The 20,213-nt window shown below is 74.1% G+C and carries 18 protein-coding genes and 1 pseudogene; 11 read left to right on the forward strand and 8 right to left on the reverse strand.

Annotated elements, in window-relative coordinates; translation table 11 throughout:
* The 3 genes and pseudogenes from ABZ719_RS27340 to ABZ719_RS27350 all read right to left on the reverse strand — a co-directional run.
* A pseudogene (locus tag ABZ719_RS27340) lies at positions 1-116 on the reverse strand (MarR family transcriptional regulator); the annotation flags it as partial.
* Positions 117-689: 573 nt separating this feature from the next.
* The gene (locus tag ABZ719_RS27345; RefSeq protein WP_366727820.1) at positions 690-1,067 is read right to left on the reverse strand and encodes a hypothetical protein; all 378 of its coding nucleotides are present in this window, start codon (positions 1,065-1,067) and stop codon (positions 690-692) included.
* A 33-nt stretch (positions 1,068-1,100) separates the two neighbouring features.
* Positions 1,101-1,994, reverse strand: coding sequence for an NAD(P)-binding domain-containing protein (locus tag ABZ719_RS27350; RefSeq protein ID WP_366727821.1), 894 nt, complete (start codon positions 1,992-1,994; stop codon positions 1,101-1,103).
* 96 nt (positions 1,995-2,090) lie between these two features.
* Here ABZ719_RS27350 and ABZ719_RS27355 point away from each other — a divergent pair, with 96 nt between their 5' ends.
* On the forward strand, positions 2,091-2,498 hold the full coding sequence (locus tag ABZ719_RS27355) for a helix-turn-helix domain-containing protein (protein ID WP_366727822.1): 408 nt from the start codon (positions 2,091-2,093) through the stop codon (positions 2,496-2,498).
* Here ABZ719_RS27355 and ABZ719_RS27360 read toward each other — a convergent pair.
* A complete protein-coding gene (locus tag ABZ719_RS27360) occupies positions 2,473-2,883 on the reverse strand; it encodes an SRPBCC family protein (protein ID WP_366727823.1) in 411 nt (136 codons plus the stop codon). The genes ABZ719_RS27355 and ABZ719_RS27360 overlap by 26 nt on opposite strands.
* A 468-nt stretch (positions 2,884-3,351) precedes the next feature.
* Between ABZ719_RS27360 and ABZ719_RS27365 the strand changes: the two genes are divergently transcribed.
* The 4 genes from ABZ719_RS27365 to ABZ719_RS27380 all read left to right on the forward strand — a co-directional run bounded on the left by ABZ719_RS27365 (position 3,352) and on the right by ABZ719_RS27380 (position 8,100).
* Positions 3,352-4,050 (forward strand): tectonin domain-containing protein, encoded by a 699-nt coding sequence (locus ABZ719_RS27365; protein WP_366727824.1) that lies wholly within the window; start codon positions 3,352-3,354, stop codon positions 4,048-4,050.
* 440 nt (positions 4,051-4,490) lie between these two features.
* On the forward strand, positions 4,491-5,957 hold the full coding sequence (locus tag ABZ719_RS27370) for an alpha/beta hydrolase (protein ID WP_366727825.1): 1,467 nt from the start codon (positions 4,491-4,493) through the stop codon (positions 5,955-5,957).
* 185 nt (positions 5,958-6,142) lie between these two features.
* Positions 6,143-7,042 carry a patatin-like phospholipase family protein gene (locus ABZ719_RS27375; protein ID WP_366727826.1) on the forward strand — a complete coding sequence of 300 codons (900 nt, stop codon included), beginning with the start codon at positions 6,143-6,145 and terminating at the stop codon, positions 7,040-7,042.
* Complete coding sequence (locus ABZ719_RS27380) at positions 7,039-8,100, forward strand: 1-acyl-sn-glycerol-3-phosphate acyltransferase (protein WP_366727827.1); 1,062 nt, start codon at positions 7,039-7,041, stop codon at positions 8,098-8,100. Before ABZ719_RS27375 ends, ABZ719_RS27380 begins: the two co-directional genes overlap by 4 nt.
* Positions 8,101-8,351: 251 nt before the next feature.
* Here ABZ719_RS27380 and ABZ719_RS27385 read toward each other — a convergent pair whose 3' ends face one another.
* A complete protein-coding gene (locus ABZ719_RS27385; RefSeq protein ID WP_366727828.1) occupies positions 8,352-9,344 on the reverse strand; it encodes a L,D-transpeptidase in 993 nt (330 codons plus the stop codon).
* A 358-nt stretch (positions 9,345-9,702) separates the two neighbouring features.
* Here ABZ719_RS27385 and ABZ719_RS27390 point away from each other — a divergent pair, with 358 nt between their 5' ends.
* Positions 9,703-11,382 carry a beta-1,3-glucanase family protein gene (locus ABZ719_RS27390; protein WP_366727829.1) on the forward strand — a complete coding sequence of 560 codons (1,680 nt, stop codon included), beginning with the start codon at positions 9,703-9,705 and terminating at the stop codon, positions 11,380-11,382.
* Positions 11,383-11,469: 87 nt separating this feature from the next.
* Here the strand turns inward: ABZ719_RS27390 and ABZ719_RS27395 are convergent, their stop codons facing one another.
* Entirely contained in the window at positions 11,470-11,859 is a 390-nt protein-coding gene (locus ABZ719_RS27395; RefSeq protein WP_366727830.1) for a helix-turn-helix domain-containing protein, read from the reverse strand.
* Positions 11,860-12,015: 156 nt separating this feature from the next.
* Between ABZ719_RS27395 and ABZ719_RS27400 the strand changes: the two genes are divergently transcribed.
* The 3 genes from ABZ719_RS27400 to ABZ719_RS27410 all read left to right on the forward strand — a co-directional run bounded on the left by ABZ719_RS27400 (position 12,016) and on the right by ABZ719_RS27410 (position 17,096).
* The gene (locus tag ABZ719_RS27400; protein ID WP_366727831.1) at positions 12,016-12,744 is read left to right on the forward strand and encodes an alpha/beta fold hydrolase; all 729 of its coding nucleotides are present in this window, start codon (positions 12,016-12,018) and stop codon (positions 12,742-12,744) included.
* Positions 12,745-13,109: 365 nt separating this feature from the next.
* Positions 13,110-16,394 (forward strand): tetratricopeptide repeat protein, encoded by a 3,285-nt coding sequence (locus tag ABZ719_RS27405; protein WP_366727832.1) that lies wholly within the window; start codon positions 13,110-13,112, stop codon positions 16,392-16,394.
* A gap of 165 nt (positions 16,395-16,559) precedes the next feature.
* A complete protein-coding gene (locus ABZ719_RS27410) occupies positions 16,560-17,096 on the forward strand; it encodes a hypothetical protein (protein ID WP_366727833.1) in 537 nt (178 codons plus the stop codon).
* On the opposite strand, the gene ABZ719_RS27415 is transcribed toward ABZ719_RS27410, so the two are convergent.
* Both ABZ719_RS27415 and ABZ719_RS27420 read right to left on the reverse strand, forming a co-directional pair.
* Positions 17,053-17,940, reverse strand: coding sequence for an NAD(P)H-binding protein (locus ABZ719_RS27415; RefSeq protein WP_366727834.1), 888 nt, complete (start codon positions 17,938-17,940; stop codon positions 17,053-17,055). The genes ABZ719_RS27410 and ABZ719_RS27415 overlap by 44 nt on opposite strands.
* Positions 17,937-18,362 (reverse strand): nuclear transport factor 2 family protein, encoded by a 426-nt coding sequence (locus ABZ719_RS27420; protein ID WP_366727835.1) that lies wholly within the window; start codon positions 18,360-18,362, stop codon positions 17,937-17,939. Before ABZ719_RS27420 ends, ABZ719_RS27415 begins: the two co-directional genes overlap by 4 nt.
* A 95-nt stretch (positions 18,363-18,457) precedes the next feature.
* Here ABZ719_RS27420 and ABZ719_RS27425 point away from each other — a divergent pair, with 95 nt between their 5' ends.
* Positions 18,458-19,048: a TetR/AcrR family transcriptional regulator gene (locus ABZ719_RS27425; protein ID WP_366727836.1), complete on the forward strand. Its 591-nt coding sequence runs from the start codon at positions 18,458-18,460 to the stop codon at positions 19,046-19,048.
* Between the two features lie 209 nt (positions 19,049-19,257).
* Positions 19,258-20,175 (forward strand): LysR family transcriptional regulator, encoded by a 918-nt coding sequence (locus tag ABZ719_RS27430; protein WP_366727837.1) that lies wholly within the window; start codon positions 19,258-19,260, stop codon positions 20,173-20,175.
* Positions 20,176-20,213 lie beyond the last annotated feature (38 nt).

Genomic DNA, 20,213 nt, shown 5'->3' on the forward strand with positions numbered 1-20,213 from the left:
ACGGCGGCGGAGCCGGCCGGGCAGTCGGACGGCAGGATCCGCCCCAGGTCCCGTTTCACGGCGCCGACGGCGCTGAGCTGACGCGCAAGCTCCTCGTACTGCGCCCGCTCGGCCATCGCACCTCCGTAATCGTTCGTTGCTTGTAACAACCATAGAGGTGGTTAATTGCCTCGGGCACCTAAATCGGCCCGCGCGGCGCAAAACCTTGGCAAAGGCAAGCATTGCAAAGGTAAACACTGGTGATGGCCTCGGTCGGGGGGCCGTTCCGAGGCTTGTCGGCCCGTGGGGCGGCGGGCTGCCGCGCGCCCCACGGTGCCGCGCCCTCGACACCCGGCCGCCTGGCGGTCGCCGGGCCGAGGGATCCATACGGGCCGGTCGCCTCCGCGGTCGAGATCCGTACCGGCCGGCCGCGCGGCCCTGCCCGCCGAAGCGGCGACGGTGCGGTGGAAGCGGACCGCAGGGAGCGAAGCGGACCAACGGAAGCGACACGGACCGCAGGGAGTGACGCGCACCAGCGGAAGCGACATGGACAGCAGGGAGCGACGCGGACCGCAGGGAGCGACGCGGACCGTCGGAAGCGGAACAGACCGCGAAAGCGACATGGACCGGCTGGAGCGAGGCGGACCGCAGGGAGCGACTGCGCTCGGGGACCGGCGGGAGCGACTGCGCTCCGGAAACCGGCGGCGCCCTCAGTCTCCGGACCAGCCCCAGAAGTAGATCTCCCGCGGTGTCCCCCGGTCGTCGTGCAGGACCGCGCAGCGGCCGTACCAGCGCTCGCGCGCGAGGTCCTGGATCGCCGGCAGGTGGGCGTGGGTCAGCCGGTCGGTGCCGGCGGCCCTGCGGGCCTCCTCGGCGGTCACCGGCCGCACCGCACAGATCTCGGGCGCCTCGTCCTCCCGCTGGACGTGGAAGACATCGAGGATCGAGCGGGTTCCGGAGTGCTGCGCCCACTCGTCGGCCCACAGTTCGTCCAGGGTCGACGGCCGCGGGCGGCGCTCCTCCTCGGACAGCCAGTCGCCGCCGCGCACCCAGTGGTAGTCACCGGCGAGGAACACACGCTGCCGCAATTCCTCCAGCGCGGCACCGAGACAGGCGGCCGGTCAGCGCACCAGCAGGTCGACCACCCCCGTCAGGTCCTCCTCACCGCTGCCCTCGGCCAGGCGGCGGCGCATCAACCGGAAGTAGGGGGCGAGCAGTTCTGGGCTAACCCCCTGCTGCTCGGCGGTGCTCAGGAAGGTCGGCGTGCCGGCCACCTGCATGGCGAGGTGGGAGACGACGCCGTCGGTGTAGTCACCGCTGCGCAACTGGGCGGCGGTCCGGTGGACCGCCGGGGCCATCGCCGCGAGCCAGTCGGCCAGCAGCGGGGCGAACGCCACGGGGTCGATGTCCTCCTTGCGGATCAGGGCGAAGGCGTGCGCGGCACCGGCGAACATCCCGTACATCGCGCTGAGCAGGGCCACGTCGTGCAGGGCCGCGAATCCAGCGTCCTCGCCGACGTAGGTCGTGCCGGCCGGGACGCCCAGGGTCTCCTGGTGCCGCTCGATCAGTTCCCGCGAGCCGCTGTAGAAGACGTAGCCGCCGGCCTCGGGGACACCGATCATCGGAGGGACGGCCATGATCCCGCCGTCCAGGTAGCGGGCGCCGCGCTCGCGGGCCCAGCCGGCGCGGGCGCGGGCCTGGGCGGGGGTGCCGGTGGTCAGGTTGACCACGTCCCGGCCGGTCAGGTCGGTGCCGGCCAGCACCTCCCCGACCGAGGGGTCGTCCAGCAGGCAGACGACGACCAGGGTGTTCGCCGCGACCGCCTCGGCGGCGGTGTCCGCGACCCTCGCCCCCTCGGCGGCGAGTGCCGCGGCGCGGCCCGGTGTGCGGTTCCAGACGGTGAGGGGGTGGCCCGCGGCGAGCCAGGCACGGGCGAGCGCGGTGCCCATGGCACCGAGACCCAGCAGGGTGAGGGGGGTCTTCTCGACAGTCTTCTCAAGAGGGGTCTGTGTCATGCCGGTTAGGCTGGTCTCCCGCCCGGAGGTGATCAAGTACGCACTTGGGAGTGGGTGGTTACCCCGGGGTGAGCGAGCACGTCGGAGGGGTGGGGCATGACGACGCTGAACCGGCCCGGCACGGCAGACGGACACGTCTGCGGCATCGACACCGCGATGGAGGTGATCGGCGGCAAGTGGAAGGTACTGATCCTGTGGGCGCTGCACGAGCACCCCTGCCGTCGCTTCGGCGAGCTGCGCCGGCTGCTGCCGGGGATCACCGAGAAGGTGCTCGCCTCCCACCTGCGCGAGCTGGAGGCGGACGGGGTGGTGCGCCGCGTCTCCTACGACGAGGTGCCGCCCCGGGTCGAGTACTCGCTGACCGAGGACGGCACGCGCCTCAACGACGCTCTCGGGCCGCTGGCCGCCTGGGGCCGGGAGCGGCCGGCCCCTTCCGTCCGGGACGAGGAGGCCGGCCGGGGTGTGCCGCGGCAGGAGGTCAGGCGGACTCCATCAGCTTCTTGAGCCGGGCGAGGTCGGCGGCGACCATGCCGGCGTCCCGCTCGAAGTCGTCGTCGCTCGTCCCCGGCTGCCGGCGCAGGGTGAACACCACCTCGCTGCCCGTGCCGTCGGCGATCACCCGGACCGGGTTGTGGACGGTCTCCCCCGAGGGCAGGGTGACGTCGTGGTCGAGCACGCCCAGTTCGTTGCGTGGCGTGAAGGCGACCTCCACCCGCCCCATGGGAGAGGACGGCGCGACCCATCGGCCGTCGGTCTCCTCGATGGAATCTCCCAGCCCCTCGGCCCACGCGGGCAGGTTGGCCGGGTTCGAAGCGTACGCGTAGACGTCCTCGGCACTGCGGTCGATGCGGACGCCGAGGTGGCGTGATGCGTTGCCGGTGCTGTTCATGGCCGTCACGGTAGCGGGCCGCCGGCACCGTCCTCTTGAACGGATCGGACAGGGCCCGTGCCGCCCCCGGCGCTCCGAGCCGCCGTGGCGCGGGGCTGCGGGTATTGTTCTTCATCGTCCCCCTTCGGCGCCGGTCATGCTCCGATGGGGTCCGCACGGCCCTCCGCCGCCAGTCATGAGACGTCGTCTCGCGCAAGGGGCCCCCGTCCACCGTTGCCCACCGTCGTCCGGCGGGACCGGGAGCGTCAACAGATCACCCGGCAGTGCCCCACACGAGCGAGCACGATTCGCGTCACCTTGACAGGTGGGCGATGTGTACGGCGGCCTTGCCGCACACGGCGACCACCTGCGCAAACACATCGTTCCAGACAACAAGGACGACCGGCCATTAGATTCGCTTATCAGGAGAATCGTTCCGCTGGGGGAACCTCCGGGTGCATCGTCCCTGAGCGGAAAGGAGTCGTCCGCATGGCCGACTGGAAGCAGATCAGCGGTGGCCTGGTCCGGATCGCGGTGGGGTCCCGGACCAGCGTCTGGGGAGTGAACTCGGCGGGGAACATCTACCGTTACACGAACAACGACGCCAGCCCGTGGCAGCAGATCCCCGGCGCGCTCACCGACATCGGCGCGGGCGCCGACGGCACCGTCTGGGGCGTCAACTCCGCCGGGAACATCTACCGCTACACCGGCGACCAGGACAGCAACCACTGGAAACAGATCAGCGGCGCTCTCGTACGGATCGCGGTGGGGTCCCGGACCAACGTCTGGGGAGTCAACAGCGCCGGGAACATCTACCGTTACACGAACAACGACGCCAGCCCGTGGCAGCAGATCCCCGGCGCGCTCACCGACATCGGCGCGGGCGCCGACGGCACCGTCTGGGGCGTCAACTCCGCCGGGAACATCTACCGCTACACCGGCGACCAGGACACCAACCACTGGAAGCAGATCAGCGGCGGCCTGAAGGCGGTCTCCGCGGGATCGCGCACCACGGTGTGGGGCGTGAACGCGGGCGGGAACATCTACCACTACACCAACAACGACGCGAACCCGTGGGTGCAGATCCCCGGCGCGCTCACCGACATCGGCACGGGCGCGGACGGCACCGTCTGGGGCGTCAACTCCGCCGGGAACATCTACCGCTACACCGGCGACCTGCCCGGCTGACCCTGACCCCCGCCGCGCCCCGGCGGTGCCACCGGGGCGCGGCCGCGTCCGCTGACCGTGCGCTGCCGCTACGGGGGTCCGGCCTCAACCTCCGGCGCGCAACGGTGACTTGAGTGTCCCGTCGCGCCATAGTGACCGGCATGACCACTTCACCACGTGTCACTGGCGCGCCAGGAAGGGCCGGCGCGACGCAGCGCCCGGCGCCCGGGGGACGGCCACCGGCCCGGGGGTGGGCGCTGCGGGGAGCCGGGCTCGCCACGGCGGCGGCCGTCGTGACGGCGCTGCTCGCGGCGCCGGACGCGACGGCCACGACCGCCCGGGCGGCCGGAACTGCTGCTGCCGGGGCGGCCGCGACGGCCACGGGTGTGGCTGACGGAACGACGGCGACGGCCGCCACGACCGCGGCGGCCGGGTCGGCCACCACGGCCACGACTGCGGCCATGGCTGCGACTGCGGCTACCGCTGCCGGGACGGCCACGGCGGCCGGGCCCGCCGGCTCCCGTCCCGGGACGGCGGCCCTCCACTGGCGGGCGTGCCCGTTCCCCGGTGCGCCACAGGAACTGCGGTGCGCCTCGATCCAGGTGCCGGTGGACTACGCCCACCCCGAGGGCCCGACCACGACGGTGACCGTGGACCGTCTCCCGGCGACCGGTGCGCACCCGGTGGGCAGCCTTTTCTTCGATCCGGGCGGACCCGGCGGTTCGGGGACGCGGGTCGTCTACGCCGAGTCCCTCGGCACCAAGGTGTTCTCCGCCGCCACCCGGGAGCACTTCGACGTGATCGGCCTGGACCCGCGCGGCATCGGGCTCAGCACCCCGGTGCGCTGCGATCCGGCGCTGCTCAACCGCCGCGTCTCCCTCTTCCCGCAGGACGAGGCCGCCTTCGAGCGCCTGGTCACCCGCAACCGGGAACTGGGCGAGAGCTGCCGCCGGCTCACCGGGCCGCTCGTGGACCACGTCGACACGGTCAGCGCCGCACGCGACCTGGAGGCGCTGCGCCGGGCGCTCGGCCAGGGCAGGCTCAACTACCTGGGACTGTCCTACGGTTCGCAGCTCGGTGCCACGTACGCCGCGCTGTTCCCGCAGCACATCCGGACACTCGCGCTGGACGGCGCGCTCGACCACTCGCTGCGGACGACGAGCCTGTTCCGCGACGAGGCGCACGCCTACGAGGACGCCTTCGACCGGTTCGCCGACTGGTGTGCGCACACCCCGTCCTGCGCCCTGCACGGCACCGACGTGCGGCGGCTGGTCGGCACCCTGGTCGCGGCCGCGGACCGTACGCCGCTGCCGGCCCCGCAGTGCGCCGAGGCGGGTGACTGCCGTGCGACCGTGACCGGGGAGGACATCCGGTTCAACCTGCAGAACCTGCTGCTCTTCCCGGCCCGGCGCGACAACGCGGCCCTCGCCCTGCGGCAGGCCGCGGACGGTGACGCCTCGGCGTTCTCGCCCGCGCTCGCCGCCGGGCCGAGCGACGCCGTCATGAACGGCAGCGGCATCGCGGTGGAGTGTCTCGACTGGCCGACGCCGGTCCGGACCCTGGCGGACCTGCGCCGGCTGCGGCGGCTCGGCGAGGCGTCCGCGCCCCGGCTCGGCGGCGCGTCCCAGTCGTGGACCATTCTGACCGGATGTGCGGGCTGGCCGGCACCCGTGGTGAACCCGCCGCGTCCGCTCCGGGTCCGCGACGCGCCACCCATCCTGATCACCAACGCCACCCACGACCCGTCGACGGCGTACCCGTGGGCGCTGCGGCTGCACCGCCGGCTGGCGTCGAGCGTGCTGGTGACCCGCGAGGGCGACGGCCACACCAGTTACCTCGCCCACGGCACCAGTCACACCCGGGACGCCATCGACACGTACCTGCTGACCGGCCGGACCCCGGCGCCCGGCACGGTCTACGACGACTGAGAGCCGCGAACAAAAGGGGTGCCCGGCTCGCGGCATCCCCTTTTGTCCGCAGCTCTGAGCGGGTCCTTCGCGGAACTGCCGCGCCGCGGCCTCGCCTTGACCCGCGGCGGCACCGGCGGGGGGAGGCACGGACCGTTCGGGGGCCGCCTCCGGTTTGCGAGGCCGTTCGGGGGCACTCTTCGGTCATGGAGGACAGCCGATCCGCCCGCCCGCCGGCCCGTGCTTTCGTGCTGGGCGGCGGCGGTGCGCTGGGCGCCTACGAGGTCGGCATGCTGAAGGCCCTCTTCGCCGCCGGTGTGTACCCGGACCTGGTCGTCGGCACGTCCGTCGGCGCGATCAACGGTGCCGCCGTCGCGGCCGACCCGTCGCGCGCGTCGGTGGCCCGGCTCGCCGAACTGTGGACCGGTCTGGGGCGGGCAGGCGTGTTCTCCGGATCGCTGCTCGGGCGGCTGGGCACCGCCGTGCGCAGCGGCACCCACCTGTACCACCCCACGCCGCTGCGCGACCTCCTCACCTGCCACCTCCCGGTGACGCGGGTCGAGGAGCTGGCCCTGCCGTTCCAGTGCGTCGCGGCGAACATCGAACGGGCCGCCGAGCACTGGTTCGCCGCCGGTCCGCTGGTGGACGCCGTACTCGCCTCCTGCGCGGTGCCCGGGCTGCTGCCGCCCGTCCGGCTCGACGGCGAGCACTACGTCGACGGCGGCCTGGTCAACAGCATCCCCGTCGGCCGCGCGGTGGCGCTCGGCGCGCGGGAGGTCTACGTCCTTCAGGTCGGCCGCGTCGAACGCCCGCTCTCACCGCCGCGCGCCCCTTGGGAGGTGGCGCTGGTGGCGTTCGAGATCGCCCGCCGGCACCGGTTCGCCCGCGACATGGCGGACCTGCCGCCCGGCGTCACGGTCCGCGTGCTGCCGTCGGGCTCGGCCCCGGAGGAGGGCACCGGCACCCTGCGGCAGTTGCGGCACCGCAGCTTCGGGCGGACCGCCGAGCGCATCGAGCGCGCCTACGCGGCCTCCTCTCAGTACCTCGACGCCGCCCTCGGCCACGCCCACGGCGCGGCCGACGGCACGTCCGACGGCCCGCCATGACCGCCCCGGGTGCGCGTGCGGGCGGCCCGGCACGGCTCACCGGCCCGCTGGTGACCGGGCTGCGCCGGACCCTCACCACGGCGCTGCTGCTCGCCCTCCTGCCCGTGGTGGCCGCGCTGGCCGTGGCCGCGGCCCTGCTGGGCGCGCCGGTCTCGCTCGCCACCCGGGGCCCCTGGAGGCCGGTGCGGATCGCGTGCTTCGCCCTGCTGTACCTCCTGGTGGACCTGGCCGGGCTGGTGGCCGCCGCCTGGCTGTGGGCGCGTCGGCCGGCCGGGGGGCGGGAGGGCGGGCAGCAGCGCGCCGCGGACGCGTTCGCCGTGCTGGAGAGGCTGCTGAGCGTGCTGCGGCGGGCGGGCGAGCGGCTCTTCCGGCTCCGGGTGGAGGTGACGCCCCCGCTGCCGGACGGGAACGGGGGTGCGGCGGGGCCCGTCCTGGTCCTCGCGCGGCACGCCGGGACCGGTGACTCCTTCCTGCTGCTGCAGACGCTGCTCAGCCGGGCCGGGCTGCGGCCCCACACCGTCCTCAAGCGGGTCCTGCGCGCCGATCCCGCTCTCGACGTCCTCGTCGGGCGGGTCCCCCACTGCTTCCTGCCCTCCTCCGGCGGCCGGGACCAGGACGCCATCGGGGACCTGGCGGCGGGGCTGGGCCCGGGCGACGCCCTCGTACTGTTTCCGGAGGGCGGCAATTTCACCCCGCGCCGCCGCAGGCGCGCCATCGCCTCGCTGCGCCGCCGGGGGGCGGCGGCGCGGGCCCGGCGGGCGGAGCGGATGCACCACGTCCTGCCGCCGCGGGACGCCGGTGCTCTCGCCGCCATCGCCGCCGCGCCCACGGCCGACGTGGTCTTCGTGGCGCACACCGGCCTCGATGCCGTCCACTCGGTCCGCACCGTCTGGAGCCGGCTGCCACTGCGCGAGAGCGTGCGCGCGCACTGGTGGCGCGTACCGGCGAGCCACGTGCCCGCCGGGGACGACGCCCGCAGCGAGTGGCTGCTCACGCAGTGGGCTCGCGTCGACCGCTGGACGGCCGGCCACGCCGGCCCGGACGCGACCCACGCGTGAGGGCCCGCCGCGCGGGCACGGACGCACGCATCGGGGCCCGCGCCCGGGCACGGACGCACGCGCGAGCCGCGCCGCCGGGGCACCGACCCCCTGGGAGACCCTCACGCACGGGCACACACCCACGCGTGCGGCCCCGCCCGTCCGGGCGCGAGCGCGAGACAGACTGCGGCCCGCCGTCCGGACGCGAGACGGAGGTGAGGCCCGCCGTCCGGGGACCTGCGGACGGTCGCGCGGTCCCCGGGCGCGACGCGTCACAGCGAGGCGGTCGTGCTCTCCCCCGACGCGCTGCCCGCCAGCCACTTGTCCCAGCCGAGGTTGAAGTCGGCGTAGCCGTTGTCGGGGTCCGCCTCGGCGCGGGGCGAGCCGGTGATGGTGACGGGATCGCCCTGCTTGACCTGGTCGTAGAACCACTTGGCGTCCGACAGGGAGAGGTGGACGCAGCCGTGCGAGCCGCGGGCGCTGCCGCTGCCCGGCTGGGGGTCGCCGGTCGAGTAGTGCACGTAGGTGCCGGACTGGGTGAGGTGGACGTCCCACGGCAGCGTCAGGTCGTAGAAGTTGGGGCTGCCCTTGTCACAGCTTATGCCGACGCTGCAGGAGGTCATGTGGACCTTCTTCTGCTTGTCGATGACGGCCATCGTGCCGTTCCACGTCGGGTACTGGGCGCTGCCCGCGTTGATGGACAGGGTGCGGACCGCCCTGCCGTTGCGGGTCACCTTCATGGTGTGGCCGCGCACCGAGACGGCCGCGCGCACGTCGTCACCGATCTTGAAGGTGTGCGTGTAACCGTGCACGCCGTAGCGGCCGTTGCCGTTGGCGACGCCGGTCAGGTCGGCGTCGATCTTCACCGTCGTACCGGAAGGCCAGTACTTCTCGGGCCGCCAGTCGGCGCGCTTGTCGCCGAACCAGTGCCAGGCACCCGCCACCGGCCGCGAGGCGCTGACCTTCATGTGCTTCTCGACCGTGGCCCGGGCCTTGGGCGCCACCGGGTTGCTGAAGACCACCGAGATCGGCATGGCCACCCCGACGGTGGTGCCCGTCTGCGGGGTGATCGTCTCGAGCAGCATCGGCGGCCCCGCGGGCTTCGTCGGTGACGGGGAGGCACTGGCACCGGCGCCCGGCTTCTGCGAACCCTTCGCGTCGGCACCGGTCGCCCGGTCACCGCCGTCGTGCCCACAGGCGCTCGCGCCCACCAGCACCGCGCCCATCACGAGTGCGATCCCTATGCCGCCCCTGCGCCGTCCCATTCCCTGCCTCGCTCTCTCGACTCCGATCCCGACGGGCCCACTCCCCTGCCAGGCTCACTCCCCTGTCAGACGGTGAAGGCATGGGGACGGGTTCCCCGGTACTTCGCAAAGCGTCTCTCAAGATTCGCTCCGTGAGCAGGTCCATCGGGGTGGTGTCGGCGAACGGCGGCGGACGGCCCCCGACTGCCCCCTGCCGCACGCCTCTTGACCCGCCAATTGGTGCAGTCCAATAGTGGTAGCGCTCCCACCCCCACCCCCGGCTCCCCCTGCTCCCCACCCCCCTCCTCCTCTTCTGCCTTCCGGCTCCCCCTCCCCCTCCCCTCCAGGCGCCAGCCCCCACACCCACCCAGGAGGCCTCGTGCTCTCCCGTCGTGCCCTTCTCACCGCCGCGGCGGCCACCGCGACCGCTCTGCCCCTGACCGCCGCCGGTACCGCCACCGCCGCCCGCGCGAAAGCGGGCGCCTCCGCCGCCGCCCTGCCGATCACGCTCGCCGACAACTCGGGCGGCTCCGCACCGGTCTACGCCTACATATCCGGTGCCGACACCTCCGGATGGCCCGGTTTCGTCACCGCGGACGGCGTCTTCCACCGGCTGCCGAGTCCGTCCTCGGTCCTGACACCGGTGCCCGACTACTCCATCGCGCTCGGCGGAACGGGTTCCGCGCCCACCCGGCTGACGCTCGGCGACTACGTGATCGGCGGCCGCGTCTGGTTCTCGACCGGGCGGAAGATCCAGTTCTTCGTCAACCCGCCGGGCGGCAACGGCGGCGTGCCCGGTCTGGTGCAGCCCGGATTCACCAGCACCGACCCCAACTGGACGACCGGTTGGACGTTCTGCGAGTTCACCTACAACGCGGCGAACCTGTACGCCAACGTCAGTTACGTCGACATGGTCGCCCTGCCCGTCTCGATGGCCACCACCGGCGCCGCCGGGAACCAGTCGGTGCCCGCGCTGCCCTCGGGGGCCCTGGCCTCGATCGCCTCGGGGCTGCGGGCCCAGCACGCGGCGGACGGGGCACCCTGGGACCAGCTGGTGGCGACCGACTCCGCGGGCACGGTGCTGCGCGTGCTGGCGCCCTCCCACGCGCCCACGGACTTCGGCGCGTACTGGCGGCCGTACCTGGACCGCGTGTGGGACTACTACCGCACCCACACCCTCACCGTGGACGGCCAGGGGTCCATCGGCGCGTACTCCGGGACCGTCAGCGGCGACGTGCTCACCTTCGCCGGGCTCGACACCCACGGGGTGCCCTTCACCAAGCCCTCCGCCGCCGACATCTTCGGCTGCGCGAGCGGGCCGCTGTACAACTCCGGGCCCGACGCCCGCGCCGCCGTCGCCGCGCGCCTCGCCGCCGCTCTCAACCGCTCCAGCCTCCTGGTCCCCGGAGGCGCGTCGCAGCCGAACGGAGTCACCCCCGCCCAGTACTACACGGAGTCGGTCACCAACCACTACGCCCGCCTGGTGCATCAGTACGCGGCCATCGGCTACGCCTTCCCCTACGACGACGTCGGCCCCACCGGCAGCGCGCCGGTCGACGGCCACCTCCAGGACCCCGCCCCCACCTCCTGGACCATCACCCTGGGCCCCGGCGGCTCAGGAACGGTGCCGCCGCCCGGGGGTGGCGGCACGAGCGCCTACTCGACCATCCAGGCGGAGCAGTACACCGCCCAGAACGGCACGCAGACCGAGACCTGCACCGACACCGGCGGCGGCCGCGACGTGGGCTACCTCGCGGCCGGGGACTGGCTGAAGTACGCCTCGGTGGACTTCGGGACCGCGTCCCCGGCGCAGTTCCTGGCCCGGGTCGCCTCCGGAGTCGGCGCCGGCGTCAGCGGCGCGATCCGTGTCCGGGTGGACAGCGCCACCGGACCGCAGATCGCCGAGATCGACCTCGGCTCCACGGGCGGCTGGCAGAGCTGGCGCACCGTGCCCGCCAACGTCACCCGCGCGGTCACCGGTGTCCACGACCTCTACCTGACGTTCGCGGAGAGCAGCGTCGAGTTCGTGAACGTCAACTGGTTCACCTTCACCCACTGACCTGGCCCCCTCACCGGCACACGCCCGCGCGCGGCCGCGTCCGGCCCCCGTCGGCGCCGCGCCGACGGGGGCCGGACACCCGAAGCCCTAGGCGGACGGGGCCGGAGGGCGGGCGTCGTACTCGGCGCGGGCGGTGTCGATGTGGGCCAGGTGCGCGGTGCTCCACTCCAGCAGGGGCAGGGTGGCTTCGCGGAGCGTCCGGCCCATCGGGGTCAGGGCGTAGGTGACGTGCGGCGGCATGACGTTGCGGACGGTGCGGGTCAGGATGCCGTCACGTTCCAGGCCGCGCAGGGTGACGGTGAGCATCCGCTGGCTGATCCCGTCGATGGCACGCTTCAGTTCGGTGAAGCGGCGCGGTCCCTCGCTGAGGTTGCGCACGACCAGCAGTGACCACTTGTTGCCGACGATGTCGAGCACTTCGCGGGTCCGGCAGGGGTCCTCCCCCGCCGGCCACGGCTCGCCGTCCGCTGCGCTCATGGTTACCTCCTGGGAACCGGGGCACCGAAAAGTGCCTGATTGTCGGAACGTGACGGGCGCGCCACGATGATTGCGGTTCTCGAAGAGTACCGAGGCACCAGAAGGAACCACCATGTCCGCGTGCCTCCTCGCCCCGAAGAGGGAGACCGTCTTCCCATGACGTCGACATACCTGCTGGTCCATGGCGCCTGGCACAGCGGCCGGTGCTGGGAGCGGGTGGTCCCGCTGCTGGAGTCGGCGGGACACCGTGTGCTCGCCCCCTCGCTGACCGGCTACGGCGGCAAGGCGCACCTGCTCGGTCCCGGCGTGGGTCTCGACACCCATGTCGAGGACGTCCTGCGGCTGATCGACGAGGAGGACCTGACCGACGTGGTCCTCGTGGGGCACAGCTACGCGGGGCTGGTCATCTCCTCCGCGGCCAACGAGGTCCCGGACAGGATCGCGCACCTCGTGTACCTCGACGCGATGGTCCCGGAGCACGGCGAGACCGCCGCCGACGTCCAGCCCGTGACCCGCGACCTGATCGACCGGGCCATGACGTCGGGCAGCGGGTGGCGCGTTCCGCCGCTGCCCGAACTGCCCGCTCCCTTCGGCCTGTTCGGGGTCACCGATCCGGTGGACGTGGCCTGGCTGCGCTCGATGCTCTCCGACCAGCCCGTGCGCTGCCTGCAGCAACCGGTCCGGCTGGACAACCCGGCCCTGCGCGCGGTCCCGCGTACGCACATCCACTGCGTCGGCGGGCGGCCGGACGGCATCGTACGGCGGCCCGTTCCCGCGATTCAGCCCAACGGTTCTCCGGCGCGCGTCCGGGAACTGCCCACCGGGCACGACTGCATGATCACCATGCCCGCCGAACTGAGCGAACTCCTGCTCGAGCTCGACTGATCCCGCCGCACGGCCGGACGGCGAGCCCGGCGACACGGCGGCGCTGCGGCGCTGCGACGCTGCGACGCTGAGGAAGGCGGCGCGGAGGGGGCGGGGCGGCGGCCGGGGCGACCGGGCGGGGGCCGCCCCCTCCCGCCGGCCGCCGGCCGGGGTCCGAGCCGGCCGCACGCTCGGACGCCGTAGGCCTTGACCGGTTGTTCAGCGGCTGTTCCTGATCCCACGTCACCTTCCGCGCCACACAACGGCGTTGCGGTCGAGGCAGTGCGCCCGCGGCGCCTGCCCACCGTCCCGCCCCAGGGCCGGACCCACCTGGGGAGCCGGGCGTAGGCTGCTTGGTCAACCGGTCAAGGGGAGGAACAGCGGCGATGAACGACTCGGGCGGACGCGGAGGCTGGCTGCGCGGGAGGCGGCAGCGACGCGTGCGGCAGAACCTCGACGCCCTCCAGGGCACGCTGGCGACGATGGGCATGACCTACCGGAGCCTGACGGAGCGGCTGGACGGCCTGATCAACGACGGGCAGGTCGAGGAGGCGCTGCGGCTGGCCGAGGCCGCGCGGGCCGGCGGGCAGCCCGACCTGCGGGCGGCGGCCGAGATCGTCACATGCCTGTGGGAGACGGTGAACGATCGCCACGCCGAGGCCCTGGCGGCACTGGACCGCGCGCTGGCGCTCGCCGGAGCGCAGGCGGAGCCGGACGTCGCCTACCACCGGGGCGTGATCCACGTCCGCACGGGCGACCTCGCGCGGGCGTACGAGCAACTCGCCCTGGCCGCCGCCTGTGACGTGGAGCGGGTCGCGGTGAACGCGTCGCTCTCCCTGGGCCACCTGTACGCGGAGGCGGGGGAGGACGAGCGGGCGCTGCCGTTGCTGCGCCGGGCGCACGAGTCCGGGCAGGCGTCCGTCGTGCCGCGCGCGGCCTTCGATCTCGCCCTGCTGATGCGGCGCGCCGGTGACCTCGCGGCAGCCCGCGCGCTGTACGAGGAGGCGACGGCCGTCGACAGCACGGCGATGGCGGCGCGGGCGCGGATACAGCTGAGCGACGTGCTGGCCGAACTCGGCGCGTACGACGAGGCGAGGGCCTGCCTGGAGGCGGTGGCCGAGGAGGATCCCGACCCGCATCTCGCCGCGGCGGTGGCGATCGACGTGGCCCGGATGTACCACGCGGAGGGCGACCTGCGGGAGGCCGAACGGCGGCTGCGGGCGGTGGCCGCGGCCGGGGACCACCGGCACGTGCAGCGCGCCCGGCTCGTGCTCGGCACACTCCTCGCCCAGTCCGGCGACACGGAGCGGGCGGTCGGTGAACTGCGGGCCGCCGCCGAGGGAGCCGATCCGGGCCTGAGCCAGGAGGCCGCCTTCGGCCTGGCCGGCGCGCTGCGCGAGGACGCCCGGTTCCTGGTCACCGCCGACCCGGCCACCGTGCTGCCCCTGCTCGACCTGGCGCCGGGCCCGGTCGCGGACGTCTACCGCACCTCGGCCGAACTGCACGGCCCCGCCTCACCCGCCGTACGCCGCCAGGTGCTGGCCCTGGACGCCGCGCGGCGCGGGGATCCCGCGCTGTCGGCGCGGATCAGCGCGGTGGCGCTGCCGGAGGCGCCCGCACCGCGGTGGGGGCGTGTCGCATGGTCCACCGGCACTCAGCTCGGCGGGTTCCGCTTCACCGCCGCGGCCCACGAGGGTCCGGTGACCTGCGTGGCCACGGCCACGGTCGACGGCCGGCCGGTCGCGGTCACGGGCGGCGCGGACGGCGCGGTACGGGTGTGGGACCTGACCACCGGCCAGGAGAGCGGTGCGGCCCTGCGCGGCCACGAGGGCGAGGTGGCCTCGGTGGCGGTGACCGCGGTGGACGGCCGTACGCTGCTGGTCAGCGGGGGCCGCGACCGGACCGTACGCCTCTGGGACCTGGCGGCCCGCCAGGCCGTGTGCCCGCCCCTGACCGGCCACTCCGGCTGGGTGACCGCGGTGGCCACGGCCGTGGTCCGCGGCCGTGCGGTGGCGGTCACGGGCGACGAGGAGGGAGTCGTACGGGTCTGGGACGCGGCCACCGGCAGGCCGGCCGGCGCTCCCCTGGCCGACGGCGCCGCGGTGCGGGCGGTGGCCACGGCGGTGATCGGCCGCCGCACGGTGGCGGTCACGGGCGACAAGGAGGGGACCGTACGGATCTGGGACCTCGCCAAGGGCAAGCAGGTCCAGCAGCCGCTGCGGCTGCACGACACCGGGGTGGAGTGCCTGAGCACGGCGGTCCTGGACGGCCGCCCGGTCGGCGTCGCCGGCAGCCTGGGCGGTCAGGTCGTCGTATGGGACCTGGCGGGCAATGAGCAGGTGGGCGCGATGCTCACGAGCGAGGCCGGCGAGTTCGGCGGCACGCGGGGCGCGGTGCTCGCACGGCCGGGCGGCCGCCCCCACGTGGTGACCGGCGGCTCCGCGCGCGTGGCCCGGGTCCGGGACCTGGCCACCGGCGAGGAACGGGGATCCGTCTTCACCGGTTCCGCCGGCCACATCGGCGCGGTGGCCGTCGCCGAGGCCGAGGGGCGGGTCCTGGCCGTCCTCGCCTGCGCGGACGGGAAGATCCGGGTGTGGGAACCGTCCCCCGGCCCGGCGCGCCCCGTCCCGTCCTCCGGTCATCGCGACTTCGTGGCCGCTCTCACGACGACGGAGCTGGACGGCCGGGCGCTCCTGGTCAGTGCCGACGAGGGCGGCACGGGCCGGATATGGGACCTCGCCACGGGCGAGCCGGTCTGCGAGCTGACCGGCCACGCGAACATGCTGACGGCGGTGGCGACGGCGGAGATCGAGGGCCGCCCCACCGTGGTCACCGGCGCCCGCCACGAGACCGTCCGGCTGTGGGACCCGGCCACCGGCGCCCAGGCGGGAGAACCGCTAGGGCCCGACGGCGGCATCACGTCCCTCGCGACGGCACGGCTCGACGGCCGGCCCGTCCTGGTCACCGGCGACGGCGGAGGGGAGGTCGCCATATGGGACCTGGCGAGCCGTCAATTGCTGCACGGCCCGCTGCCGGGCCACGACGACGACGTGGAGGGCACGGCGTTCGCGCGGCTGGACGGCCGGACCGTCGTGGTCACCGTCGACGCCGCCGGTGCGGTCCTGGTGCGGGATCCGGCGACGGGCACCCGGGTCGGCACGCCCTTCTCCGTCCTCGCGCTGCCGGACGGTGACGGGGACGAGGAGGAACCCGACGAGTACGTGGAAGCGGTGGCGACCGCGGTCCTCGACGGCAGGTCCGTCCTGGTCACCCTCTGCGACGTGAGCGACAAGGCGGTCCTGCGGCTGTGGGACCTGGCGACCGGCACGGCCCTCGCCGGGGACCTGGCGGTGCACGACGTCCATGCCTCCGCGCTGACGACGGCCGTCCTGGACGGCCGCGCCGTCGCCCTCACCGGTGGCGGTGACGGCCGGGTCCGGGTGTGGGACCTGGCCGGCCGGGAACAGGTCGGCCCCGACGTGGTGGTGACCGCCCCGGTCGGCGCCGTGGCACTGGCACCCGACGGCCGGCTGGCCGTGGCCTACGACTCGGAGGTGACGGTCCTGGCGGCAGGGGCCGCGGGCGCCGGAGGGCCCGCAGGGGGCGCAGGGACCCGAGGGGGCGAGGAGAGTGACCGGACCGCAGGGAGCGAAGGGGCCCGCGAGGAGTGAGGAGGCCGTGAAGGGCGAGGACGCCGGCCCCTGCCGACGCCCTCTCACACTGCGCCGTCCAGGGGACGCCCCGGCTTCAGGCCGGCCGCTCGGTGGTAGGTCTGGCCGGTGTCCGGGCGCGTCCGCGCGGGTCCCCGGTCACTCGGGCGACGATCAGGAGCGAGCATGGCCTCAGCGCGCACGTCCCGGCACTCGGGCCCCCGCCGGCGCCTGCCCCTGCGGGAACGCTGGCGCCGGGCGCTGCACCAGCACACCGTGCCCACCCAGCGCTCGCTCATGGCGGCCTGGCTCGGCTTCGGCTGCACCTTCGGCACGGCACGGCTGATCACCCACGGCATCCGGGGCGGCTGGCTGCCCTGGGGGAACGTCTCCGCCGACCGGACACACCTGCACCACTACAACTTCGGTATCGCCACGCTCGCGGGGGTCGGGCTGGTGGCCGTCCGCGGTGACGACGCGTATGTCGGCCACCCGGGGATCGGCGCCCTGTACGGCGCGGGTACGGCGCTGATCGCCGACGAGTTCGCCCTGCTGCTCGACCTCAAGGACGTCTACTGGGCCCGGCAGGGACGCGTCAGCGTGGACGTCTCCCTGGGGATCCTCAGCGCCCTGGGCCTCTACCTGACCGCGGTGCCGTTCTGGCACGAGATCACCAGGGTCACCCGCGACCACCTCCGCGCACGCCCGGCGGGCGCTGCCTGACGCCCGTCCTCGCGGTCCTGTGCAGCAGCGCGCGGAAGGTGCCCGGGGGCCGGCCGGTGAGGCGCTGGACGGTGTCCGTGACGCGGTCCTCCGCGCCTCGCGCGATGGCCAGGTCCAGGCCTGCCAGCAGCGCGGCGAACTCTACGGGGACCTCCCCCGCGAGGTGGTCGCGCAGCTGCTCGGGGGACAGGCGGCGGTGGACCACGGGCCGGCCGGTGACCTCGGTGACGATCGCGGCGATGTCGTCGTGGCTCAGGGCCTCGGGGCCGGTGAGGACGAGGTCGGTGCAGGGGGCCCGCTCGTCGGTCAGGGCGCGGACGGCGACGGCCGCGATGTCCTCGGCGTCGACGAAGCCCACCCGGCCGCTTCCGGTGGCGGTCCGGACGACGCCCTCGTCACGGATGCTGCGGGCGTGCGCGTGCGTGCCGGTGAAATTCTGCATGAACCACGAGGGCCGCAGGACCGCCCACTGTTCGAACAGCTCGGGCAGGACCTGGTGCACCTTTCCCACCGCCGGGCCGCCCTCGGGAATGGCCGAGGCGCTGAGCAGCACCGCGCGGTGCACGCCGGCGGAGCGGGCCCGGTGCAGGAACGGCACCATGACCGAAGCGGGATCGGGGTCGCCCACGGGAGGGACGAGGTAGACGCGGTCGGCGCCGTCGAGGGCGGCGGCGTGGGTGGCGGGGTCGTACCAGTCGAAGACGACCGGCTCGGCGCCGGCGGCCGGGCGGGGCCGCCGGCCGGCGGCCCGGACGCGGTGGCCGGCCGCCGTCAGCTGCGCGGTGGTGCGGCTGCCGGTGGTGCCGGTGGCGCCGATGACCAGCGTGGTGCCGGTGGTGGTCATCGGCCGCTCCCGGTGAAGTCGGCGCCGTTCTCCAGGACGGCGAGGGGGTTCCAGTAGTCGCGGTAGGAGATGATGCGCCCGTCCCGGACGGTCACGACGGCGATGTACGTCATGTCGAAGGGAGCGCCGGTCCGCACCAGGCGGCCGACGCCGCGCATCTCGGCCACGACGGTTCGCGGGTCCGTCGTGTGGTGGATCCGCAGGTCGGGGAAGTCGTGCAGGTCGATGTGGTCGGGGTAGGGGCGCATGTAGGCGGCGACGGCCTCCTTGCCCTCCAGCCGGCGGGGCCAGCCGTCGGGGGCGAAGGGGAACTCCGCCACGCCGTCGTCGGCCCACAGCTCGGTCCACGCGGGGATGTTCTTGTCGAGCAGCAGTCGCAGGCTGTGGCGGAACAGTTCCGCCGGGGACGTCGGTGCGGACATGGGTGTCCTCCAGCTCATAGAATCCGGACCATGGGTCCGTTTCGACGTCACCGACGATACGGACCGCCGGTCCGCTTTGCAAACGGAGGAGCACCATGTCCGAGCCCAGGTCCCGCAAGGACGCCGCCCGCAACCGGGAGGCCGTCCTCGCCGCCGCCGACACCCTCTTCGCCCGCTGCGAGAGCCCCGAGGACGTCACCATGGCCGACATCGCCACGGCGGCGGGCGTCGGCAAGGGCACGCTCTTCCGGGCCTTCGGGGATCGCGCCGGGCTGCTCCGCGCGCTGTACGAGGCACGGCTCGAACCGGTCAGGGAAGCGGTCGAGACCGGCCCGCCGCCCCTGGGGCCCGGGACCGAGCCGCGGGAACGGGTGACCGCCCTGCTCGACGCCGTCCTGTGCTTCAAACTCGACAACCGGCGCCTCGCGCTGGCCCTGGAGGAGAGCGGGAACGGCAGCCCGTACCGGGCCGGGCACTACGAGCGGTGGCACGGTGTGCTCCGGGCCGTGCTGGAGGAGATCCCGGGCCTGCCCGACAGCGGCTTCACCGCCCACGCCCTGCTCGCCGCCACGCGCGCCGACCTCGTCGAGCACCTCGCCGGCGAGGAGCGGGTGCCGCGCGAGCGGATGCGGGCGCGGCTCGCGGAGTTCGCCGGCCGGGTCCTGGCGGACGGCCCGCCGCGGTGAGTCCGTCGGACGGGGGCGTCGGACGGCGTACGGCCGGCCCGGCGGCGACGCGCTCCCGTTCCGGGTCCGGGAGCCGTACCCGGCGGGGACGGTGATCCACCGAACTCCGGTGTCCCCGCCGGTCCCCGGCCTTCAGTGAAAGAATGGCTTTCCGTTCATATGACCAGGTATCCATGAACAGTGGCATCGAGAACTAGGGGGAGCAGGGAGTGCTCGAACTGCGTGAGATCGAATGCCTCATCACCCTCAGCGAGCAGCTTCACTTCGGCCGCACGGCCCACGAACTCCACATCTCGCAGTCCCGGGTCAGCCGCCTGTTACGGGACGCCGAGCAGAAGGTGGGCGGGCAGCTCTTCGACCGGTCCAGCCGGCACGTGCGGGTGACCGCTCTGGGACAGGTGCTGATCGACCGGCTGCGGCCGCTGTACGAGCAGTTGAACGACGCGTACAGCGAGGCCGTCGCCCAGTCGCGCGGCACGGCGGGCACCACCCGGCTGGGCTTCACCGGCGCCGCCGGCGGCGGGTACGCGGCCAAGCTGATCCGGGCGGCGCGCACCTACGCCCCCGAGTGCCGGATCGTCCTGCGCGAGGTGCCCTGCGTCGACCTGCTCGGGCCGCTGCGGCGCGGCGAGGTGGACATGCTGGTGGCCCGGCTGCCCATCCGCGAGCCGGATCTGACGGTCGGTCCGGTCCTCGGCCACGAACCCCGGGTGCTGGCCGTGCCGCTGGACCACCCGCTGGCCGGCCGCGTCTCCGTGCGCATCGAGGACATCGCGGGGGAAACGGTCTTCCGCCTCGCCAACACGGCGCCCAGCTACTGGCGTGACCACCAGGTGCCGCTGGTGACCCCGGCGGGCCGTACGCTGCGGCTCGGGCAGGAGGTGCGGACCTGCCAGGAGATCCTGTCGCTGACGGCGGCGGGCCAGGGCGTCGCGCCGCTCGCCGAGTCGGTGGCGCGCTACTACGCCCAGCCCGACGTCGCCTTCGTCCCGATCCGGGACCTGCCGACGACGTCGGTGGCCCTCGTGTGGCGCACCACCGAGGAGAACGCGCGCATCCGCGCCCTGGCCTACTGCGGCCGGCAGCTCGGCGCGGAGAAGGAGGTCCTGCTCGACCGGTCGGCGTGACCCGGCGACGCCGGGCGGCACACGGGCAACGGTGCCGG

This window comes from Streptomyces sp. NPDC006743 (genome assembly GCF_040703815.1).
Taxonomy (GTDB): Bacteria; Actinomycetota; Actinomycetes; order Streptomycetales; family Streptomycetaceae; genus Streptomyces.

Bases quoted from the DNA above. Each gene is read 5' to 3' on its own strand.
- ABZ719_RS27350 (WP_366727821.1), bottom strand. From the start codon at position 1,994: ATGACACAGACCCCTCTTGAGAAGACTGTCGAGAAGACCCCCCTCACC.
- ABZ719_RS27355 (WP_366727822.1), top strand. From the start codon at position 2,091: ATGACGACGCTGAACCGGCCCGGCACGGCAGACGGACACGTCTGCGGC.
- ABZ719_RS27360 (WP_366727823.1), bottom strand. From the start codon at position 2,883: ATGAACAGCACCGGCAACGCATCACGCCACCTCGGCGTCCGCATCGAC.
- ABZ719_RS27365 (WP_366727824.1), top strand. From the start codon at position 3,352: ATGGCCGACTGGAAGCAGATCAGCGGTGGCCTGGTCCGGATCGCGGTG.
- ABZ719_RS27370 (WP_366727825.1), top strand. From the start codon at position 4,491: ATGGCTGCGACTGCGGCTACCGCTGCCGGGACGGCCACGGCGGCCGGG.
- ABZ719_RS27375 (WP_366727826.1), top strand. From the start codon at position 6,143: ATGGAGGACAGCCGATCCGCCCGCCCGCCGGCCCGTGCTTTCGTGCTG.
- ABZ719_RS27380 (WP_366727827.1), top strand. From the start codon at position 7,039: ATGACCGCCCCGGGTGCGCGTGCGGGCGGCCCGGCACGGCTCACCGGC.
- ABZ719_RS27385 (WP_366727828.1), bottom strand. From the start codon at position 9,344: ATGGGACGGCGCAGGGGCGGCATAGGGATCGCACTCGTGATGGGCGCG.
- ABZ719_RS27395 (WP_366727830.1), bottom strand. From the start codon at position 11,859: ATGAGCGCAGCGGACGGCGAGCCGTGGCCGGCGGGGGAGGACCCCTGC.
- ABZ719_RS27400 (WP_366727831.1), top strand. From the start codon at position 12,016: ATGACGTCGACATACCTGCTGGTCCATGGCGCCTGGCACAGCGGCCGG.
- ABZ719_RS27405 (WP_366727832.1), top strand. From the start codon at position 13,110: ATGAACGACTCGGGCGGACGCGGAGGCTGGCTGCGCGGGAGGCGGCAG.
- ABZ719_RS27410 (WP_366727833.1), top strand. From the start codon at position 16,560: ATGGCCTCAGCGCGCACGTCCCGGCACTCGGGCCCCCGCCGGCGCCTG.
- ABZ719_RS27415 (WP_366727834.1), bottom strand. From the start codon at position 17,940: ATGACCACCACCGGCACCACGCTGGTCATCGGCGCCACCGGCACCACC.
- ABZ719_RS27420 (WP_366727835.1), bottom strand. From the start codon at position 18,362: ATGTCCGCACCGACGTCCCCGGCGGAACTGTTCCGCCACAGCCTGCGA.
- ABZ719_RS27425 (WP_366727836.1), top strand. From the start codon at position 18,458: ATGTCCGAGCCCAGGTCCCGCAAGGACGCCGCCCGCAACCGGGAGGCC.